Below are 6,499 nucleotides of genomic sequence, written 5' to 3' on the forward strand. Positions count from 1 at the left end.
AGGTTCGTCATGCCACCGCATTTGCTCGACGGCCAACCCCACGGCCACACCGACCGCCCGAGACGGGTCCGCACGCCGGGGGAGCCCCTGCGCATCGGCGTCGGCGGCCCCGTCGGCTCCGGTAAGACGGCGCTGGTGGCCGCCCTGTGCCGGCAACTGCGCGACGAACTGTCGCTGGCGGTGCTGACCAACGACATCTACACGACCGAGGACGCCGACTTCCTGCGGCGCCACGCGGTACTGCCCGACGACCGGATCGCCGCCGTGCAGACCGGCGGCTGCCCGCACACCGCCATCCGCGACGACATCACCGCCAACCTCGACGCCATCGACGACCTCATCGCCGCGCATTCCGGCCCGGAGGACCGCCTCGGCGGGCTTGATCTCATCCTGGTGGAATCAGGCGGCGACAACCTCACCGCCACGTTCTCGTCCGGGCTCGTCGACGTGCAGATTTTCGTCGTCGACGTCGCCGGGGGTGACAAGGTACCCCGCAAGGGTGGACCGGGGGTGACGTTCTCGGACCTGTTGGTGATCAACAAGACCGACCTGGCGCCGATGGTCGGCGCCGATCTCGACGTGATGCGACGCGATTCGGCCGCGGTGCGCGGCGACCGGCCCTTCGTGCTCATCTCGCTGACCGCCGATCCGACGGCCGGGCCGGTGCTCGAGTGGGTGCGCGCACAGCTGAGGGTGCCGGTGCAGGGCTAGTGCGTTCCGACGTCCTCATCGTCGCGTCGCCGAGGCGCACCCCCCGCATCGAGCACACCGGCGGGATCGCGGTGCGCCACACCGGGAACGACACCGTGCACCTGGTGTCCGCGGCGGCCACGCCGCTGGGTGGCGACGTGATCAGCGTGCGTGTCGTGGTGGAACCGGGCGCCCGGCTGGTGGTGCGCAGCGCGGCGGCCACCGTGACGCTGCCGAGCGCGACGACCCCGGAGTCGCGGACGTGCTGGGACATCGAATCCGCCGGGGACCTCGACATCGACCCGCAGCCCACCGTCGTCGCGGGCGCCTCGCGGCACCTGACGACCACGCGCATCCGGCTGGCCGGCGCGGGCGGCATCCGCCTGCGGGAGCGGGTGCAGATCGGCAGAACCGGTGAACGAGAGGGCTTCTGGTCCGGCGCCCTGCACGCCGACGTCGACGGCGCACCGCTGCTGCGGCACCGCGTCGAGCTGGGCAGCGGATCGGCCGCCGACGACGCACTCGGCCGCCCGCTGGCGTGCGTGAGCGAATTGCGCTATCCCGAACCGTCGTTCGCGTCCGACGGCATGGTGCTCGCGCTGGCGGCCGGCGGGTGCCTGGCGACCTGGCAGGGGGAGCGGCTGACTAACTAGCCGCCTGCTCCCTCTCCCGTTCGGTCTCGGTGACCGCCGCGGCGATCTCCTCGAGTTCCTCGATGCGCGTTCGGGCGTACGCCTGCTGTTCGGTGATCGTGAGCTGTCCGCGCTTGGTCGACAGGAACGTCACCGTCCACGAGATCAGCGTGACGATCTTGGTCTTGAAGCCGACCAGGTACACGAGGTGCAGCGCCAGCCATGCCAGCCAGGCGATGAAACCGCCGAACTCCAGCGGACCGACCTTGGCGACCGCGGAGAACCGCGACACCGTCGCCATCGAACCCTTGTCGAAGTACTCGAACGGCTGGCGGAACGCGGGGTTCGCGCCCTTGACCTCGTTCTTGATCAGCTTCGCGGCGTAGCGGGCACCCTGGATGGCGCCCTGCGCCTGACCCGGCACGCCTTCGACGGCGGCCATGTCGCCGACGACGAACACGTTCGGGTGCCCCGGGATCGACAGGTCGGGCAGCACCTTGACGCGTCCGGCGCGGTCCACCTCGACCTCGCACTGGTTGGCCAGATCGCGTCCCAGCGGGCTGGCGGACACGCCGGCCGACCACACCTTGCACGCGGATTCGATACGCCGCAGCTTGCCGTCGGGATCCTTGACCGTGATCCCGTTGCGGTCGACGTCGGTGACCATCGCATTCAGCTGGATCTCGACGCCCATCTTCTCCAGCCGGGCCGCCGCCTTCTTGCCCAGCTTCTCGCCCATCGGCGGCAGCACCGCCGGTGCCGCGTCGAGCAGGATCACCCGGGCGCTGGTCGGGTCGATGTGCCGGAACGTGCCCTTGAGCGTGTAGTCCGCGAGCTCGGCGATCTGGCCGGCCATCTCCACGCCCGTCGGCCCGGCACCCACGACGACGAAGGTGAGCAGCTTCTCGCGTCGCTTCGGATCGCTCGACCGCTCCGCCTGCTCGAAGGCGCCGAGGATGCGGCCACGCAACTCCAGCGCGTCGTCGATGGACTTCATGCCGGGCGCCCACTCGGCGAAGTGATCGTTGCCGAAGTAGGACTGACCGGCGCCCGCGGCGACGACCAGGCTGTCGTAGGGCGTGGCGTAGTCGTGGCCCAGCAGCTCGGAGTGCACGAGCCGGTTCTGCAGGTCGATGTGTGTCACGTCGCCGAGCAGCACCTGCAGGTTCTTCTGCTTGCGCAGCACCACGCGGGTCGCCGGGGCGATCTCACCCTCGGAGATGATGCCGGTCGCCACCTGATACAGCAGCGGCTGGAACAGGTGGTGGGTCGTGCGGGCGATCAGCTTGATGTCGACATCGGCGCGCTTGAGGGTCTTGGCGGCGCTCAGGCCACCGAACCCCGACCCGATGATGACGACTTTGTGCCGATCCGTTGGAGTGGCTCCGGGATGGCTCATCAGTGCTCCTCGACGGGCGGGACATGCGAATTCTCGCCCTCTACGGTAGTCGGCGGTGCCCGGCGTTGGGCACTCGGTCGGTTGTGGCTTATGCCACGCGAGGCGCGGAACTAAACGCCCAGCACCGGCTTCAACAACGCGGCGACCTCCGTGATGCCGCCCGGCTGGTATCCGTTGAGGCTGGTGACGGGGCTCAGGATCACGCTGTCGACACCCGCGCCGAGCACCTTCGTCTTGATCTGGTCGACGATCTGCTCGGCGCTGCCGTACACGGCCTGCTGCTTGAAGTCGTCGGGGATGACGTCGCCGGTGACGTTCTCGTCGATGATCGCCACCACCAGCATGCTGGTCTCCAGCGTCGCCGGGTCCCGGTCGATCTCCTCGCACTTCTGCTTGACGACCTCGATCTTGCGAGGCAGTTCGTCGAACCCCGCGATGATGTTGAGGTGGTCGAAATGGCGGGCGGCCAACGGGATCGTCTTCTTCTCGCCGCTGCCGCCGATCATCAGCGGGATGTGGTCGCGGAAGCGTGGCTCGGCGATCGCCTCCGTGACGCGGTAGTACCGGCCCTCGAACGTCGGGCGCTCACCTCCGAGCATCGGCAGGATGATCTGCAGCGCCTCGCCCAGCTTGTTGAACCGGTCGGTGAACGTGCCGAACTCGTAGCCCAGCGCATCGTGTTCCAGCTCGTACCAGCCCGTGCCGAGTCCGAGGATGGCCCGGCCCTGACTGATCACGTCGAGCGTGGTGATCGCCTTGGCCAGCAGCGTGGGGTTGCGGTAGGTGTTGCCGGTGACCAGCGTGCCGAGTTGGATGCGTTCGGTGGCGGTGGCCAGCGCGCCGAGTGCGGTGTAGGCCTCGAGCATCGGGGCATCGGGGGTGCCCAGCCCGGGCAGTTGATAGAAGTGGTCCATCACGAAGACGGAGTCGAAGCCCGCCTCCTCGGCCTCGCGGGCCTGCGCGATGACCGTCGGGAAGAGTTCGGCGACGCCGGTGCCGTAACTGAAGTTCGGGATCTGGAGTCCGAGTCGAATCGTCACTCCATCGACCCTATCGGGCTAGCCGAAGTTGGCCATCGCTCCGCGGCTGACGTGCATCGTCTGACCGGTGATGTGGCGGGCCGCCGGCGTCGACAGGAACAGGGCCAGCCGGGCGATCTCGGCGGCCACGGCGGGCGGGGTGCTCGACAGACCGTCGTAGGACGGCTCGGCGCTCTTCCCGGTCGCGACGGCGTTGACGGTGATCCCGCGGGTGCCGAAGTGGGTGGCCTGCCCGGCGGTCCAGTCGGACAGCGCCGCCTTGATCGCGGCGTCGACGCTGCCCTCGCGGGCCTGGGCGATGACGACGTTCTCGGGGATGACGTTGACGATCGACCCGCCCGAACGGAGGTGGTCGCCGACGATCTGGACGGTCAGCACCGCCGACAGCACGGTGGTGTCCAGGGCGCGCCGCCAGGCGAGCGCGTGGTCGGCCAGGCCGAAGGTGCGCGGGTCCTCCGCGGCGTACCGGGGTGCGGGCACGTTGACGAGAGTGTCGAGGTGGTGCGGGAACAGCGACCGGGCCTCTTCGACGCTGGCCGGGTCGGTGTTGTCGAACACGATGGAGTCGACGTCGAGTTCCTTGGCGGCGATCTCGAGGTCCTCTCGCAGCGCGCCGGCGATCACCACCTGGTGCCCGTCGTCGCGGAACCCCGCGGCGATCGTCCGTCCCAGATCCGTATCACCGCCGGTGACCAGCACCTCCATCGCCATACCCTCCTCGTCGGCTCGACCACAGCACGCGGGGGCCGCGGTCTCGCGTCGATGTTACTGGACGGTAGCTACCTCGGGTTAATCGACGCGCGGACGATGCGGTATAGGCGCACGCCGGTGACCTAATGTGCATCGCGTGACCGTCACCGAGGGGTCCGCGCTGCCCCGGTGGATCTACGTGCCGGCGGTGGCCGGCGCGCTGTTCGTGGCGCTTCCGCTGGTGTCGGTCGCCGCGAAGGTCGACTGGCCGCGTTTCGCGACGCTGGTGAGCAGCGAATCCTCGGTCGCCGCGCTGGTCCTGAGCCTGCAGACGGCCACCGCGAGCACCGTGCTGTGCGTGCTGCTCGGAGTGCCGATGGCAATGGTGCTGGCCCGCAGCCGGTCACGTGTCGTGCGGGCGGTGCGCCCGGTGCTGCTGCTGCCGCTGGTCCTGCCCCCGGTGGTGGGCGGTATCGCGCTGCTCTACGCCTTCGGCCGGCTCGGGCTGCTCGGCCGGTATCTCGAGGCGGCAGGCATCCAGATCGCGTTCACCACCGCGGCCGTCGTGCTGGCGCAGACGTTCGTGTCGCTGCCGTTCCTGGTCATCGCGCTGGAGGGGGCGGCGCGGACCGCGGGGACGGACTACGAGGTCGTGGCGGCCACGCTCGGGGCCCGGCCGTCGGCCGTCTGGTGGCGGGTGTCGCTGCCGCTGCTCGCACCCGGCCTGGTCTCGGGCTCGGTGTTGGCGTTCGCGCGGGCGCTCGGCGAGTTCGGCGCGACGCTGACGTTCGCCGGGTCTCGCGAGGGTGTCACCCGCACGCTCCCGCTCGAGATCTACCTGCAGCGCGAAAGCGACCCGGACGCGGCCGTGGCGTTGTCGGTGCTCCTGGTGGCGGTCGCGGCGGTGGTCGTCGTCGGCCTGGGCAGTCGCCGCCTACGCGCGCAGGGCTGGACGTGACCGGGCTGGCGGTGCGGGCGCGCGTCGAGCGCCGCGGTGTCGACGTCGATTTCGCCGTCGGCCCGGGGGAGGTGCTCGCGGTGCTCGGACCCAACGGCGCAGGCAAGTCGACCGCGCTGCACGTGATCGCCGGGGTGGTGCGGCCCGACGACGGCGTGGTCCGGGTCGGTGACCGTCTGCTCACCGACACGGCCGCCGGTGTGCACCTGCCGACGCATCGTCGGCGGGTCGGGCTGCTCCTGCAGGATCCGTTGCTGTTCCCGCACCTCCGGGTCGCGGCCAATGTCGCGTTCGGTGCCAGAAGCTCCGGCCGGTCGCGTGCGAAAGCCGGTGCGAGCGCCCAGCATTGGCTCGGTGAACTGGATGCCGCCGAGCTGTCCGGGCGGATGCCGCGACAGCTGTCGGGCGGCCAGGCGCAGCGGGTCGCCCTGGCGCGTGCGCTGGCCGCCGAACCCGACGTGCTGCTCCTCGACGAACCGCTGGCCGGTCTCGACGTCGCCGTCGCGGGGGCGATGCGACGTGTGCTGCGGCGGGTGCTCACCCAGGACGGCCGCTCAGCGGTGCTGGTCACCCACGACCTGGTCGACGTCGCGACACTGGCCGACCGGGTCGTGGTCGTCGACGGCGGCCGGGTCGCCGAGGCCGGTCCGGCAGACGCGGTGCTCACCGCGCCGCGCAGCCCGTTCGGCGCCCGGTTCGCCGGGGTGAACCTCGTGGTCGGCGTTGCCGGGCCGGCGGGCGTGCTCCACGCGGGCGGCGTCGACTGGCACGGTGTCGCGGCCGACGACGTGGTCAGCGGTGAGCCGGCGGTGGCGATCTTCCGGCCCGCGGCCGTCGCGGTGTACCGGCAGCGTCCGCACGGCAGCCCGCGCAACACCGTCGAGGTCACGGTCGCCGAGGTGGACAGCAGCGGGCCGGCGGTACGGGTGCGGGCGGCGGAGCAGCCCGGGGGCGTGCCCGGGTTGGCGGCCGCCATCACCGCCGAATCGGCCGCCGAACTGCGCCTGACTCCCGGGGACCGCGTCTCGCTGGCCGTGAAGGCCCAGGAGGTCGCGTTGCATCCGGCGCCGTAACGGTCGGCGTCCTCGCC

7 protein-coding genes are annotated in these 6,499 nt (G+C 70.8%); 4 read left to right on the top strand and 3 right to left on the bottom strand.

From position 1 onward, the window contains the following. Positions 1-9 precede the first annotated feature (9 nt). A complete protein-coding gene (gene ureG, locus AU196_RS04295; RefSeq protein ID WP_059093848.1) occupies positions 10-711 on the top strand; it encodes an urease accessory protein UreG in 702 nt (233 codons plus the stop codon). Next, positions 711-1,343, top strand: a complete 633-nt coding sequence (locus AU196_RS04300; protein WP_059093849.1) for an urease accessory protein UreD — start codon at positions 711-713, stop codon at positions 1,341-1,343. Before ureG ends, AU196_RS04300 begins: the two co-directional genes overlap by 1 nt. Here the strand turns inward: AU196_RS04300 and AU196_RS04305 are convergent. From AU196_RS04305 to AU196_RS04315, 3 genes are all read right to left on the bottom strand, one after another. After that, on the bottom strand, positions 1,336-2,721 hold the full coding sequence (locus tag AU196_RS04305; protein ID WP_059093850.1) for an NAD(P)/FAD-dependent oxidoreductase: 1,386 nt from the start codon (positions 2,719-2,721) through the stop codon (positions 1,336-1,338). The genes AU196_RS04300 and AU196_RS04305 overlap by 8 nt on opposite strands. A gap of 110 nt (positions 2,722-2,831) precedes the next feature. Beyond that, entirely contained in the window at positions 2,832-3,761 is a 930-nt protein-coding gene (locus AU196_RS04310) for an LLM class F420-dependent oxidoreductase (protein WP_059093851.1), read from the bottom strand. An 18-nt stretch (positions 3,762-3,779) separates the two neighbouring features. Continuing rightward, positions 3,780-4,466, bottom strand: coding sequence for an SDR family oxidoreductase (locus AU196_RS04315; protein ID WP_059093872.1), 687 nt, complete (start codon positions 4,464-4,466; stop codon positions 3,780-3,782). A gap of 166 nt (positions 4,467-4,632) precedes the next feature. On the opposite strand from AU196_RS04315, the gene AU196_RS04320 reads away from it, so the two are divergent. Both AU196_RS04320 and AU196_RS04325 read left to right on the top strand, forming a co-directional pair. After that, the gene (locus tag AU196_RS04320; RefSeq protein ID WP_502687210.1) at positions 4,633-5,409 is read left to right on the top strand and encodes an ABC transporter permease; all 777 of its coding nucleotides are present in this window, start codon (positions 4,633-4,635) and stop codon (positions 5,407-5,409) included. Further along, positions 5,406-6,482 (top strand): sulfate/molybdate ABC transporter ATP-binding protein, encoded by a 1,077-nt coding sequence (locus tag AU196_RS04325; protein ID WP_059093853.1) that lies wholly within the window; start codon positions 5,406-5,408, stop codon positions 6,480-6,482. The genes AU196_RS04320 and AU196_RS04325 overlap by 4 nt, the downstream gene beginning before the upstream one ends. Positions 6,483-6,499 lie beyond the last annotated feature (17 nt).

The organism is Mycobacterium sp. IS-1742 (assembly GCF_001500125.1).
In the GTDB taxonomy this organism is placed as follows: Bacteria; Actinomycetota; Actinomycetes; order Mycobacteriales; family Mycobacteriaceae; genus Mycobacterium.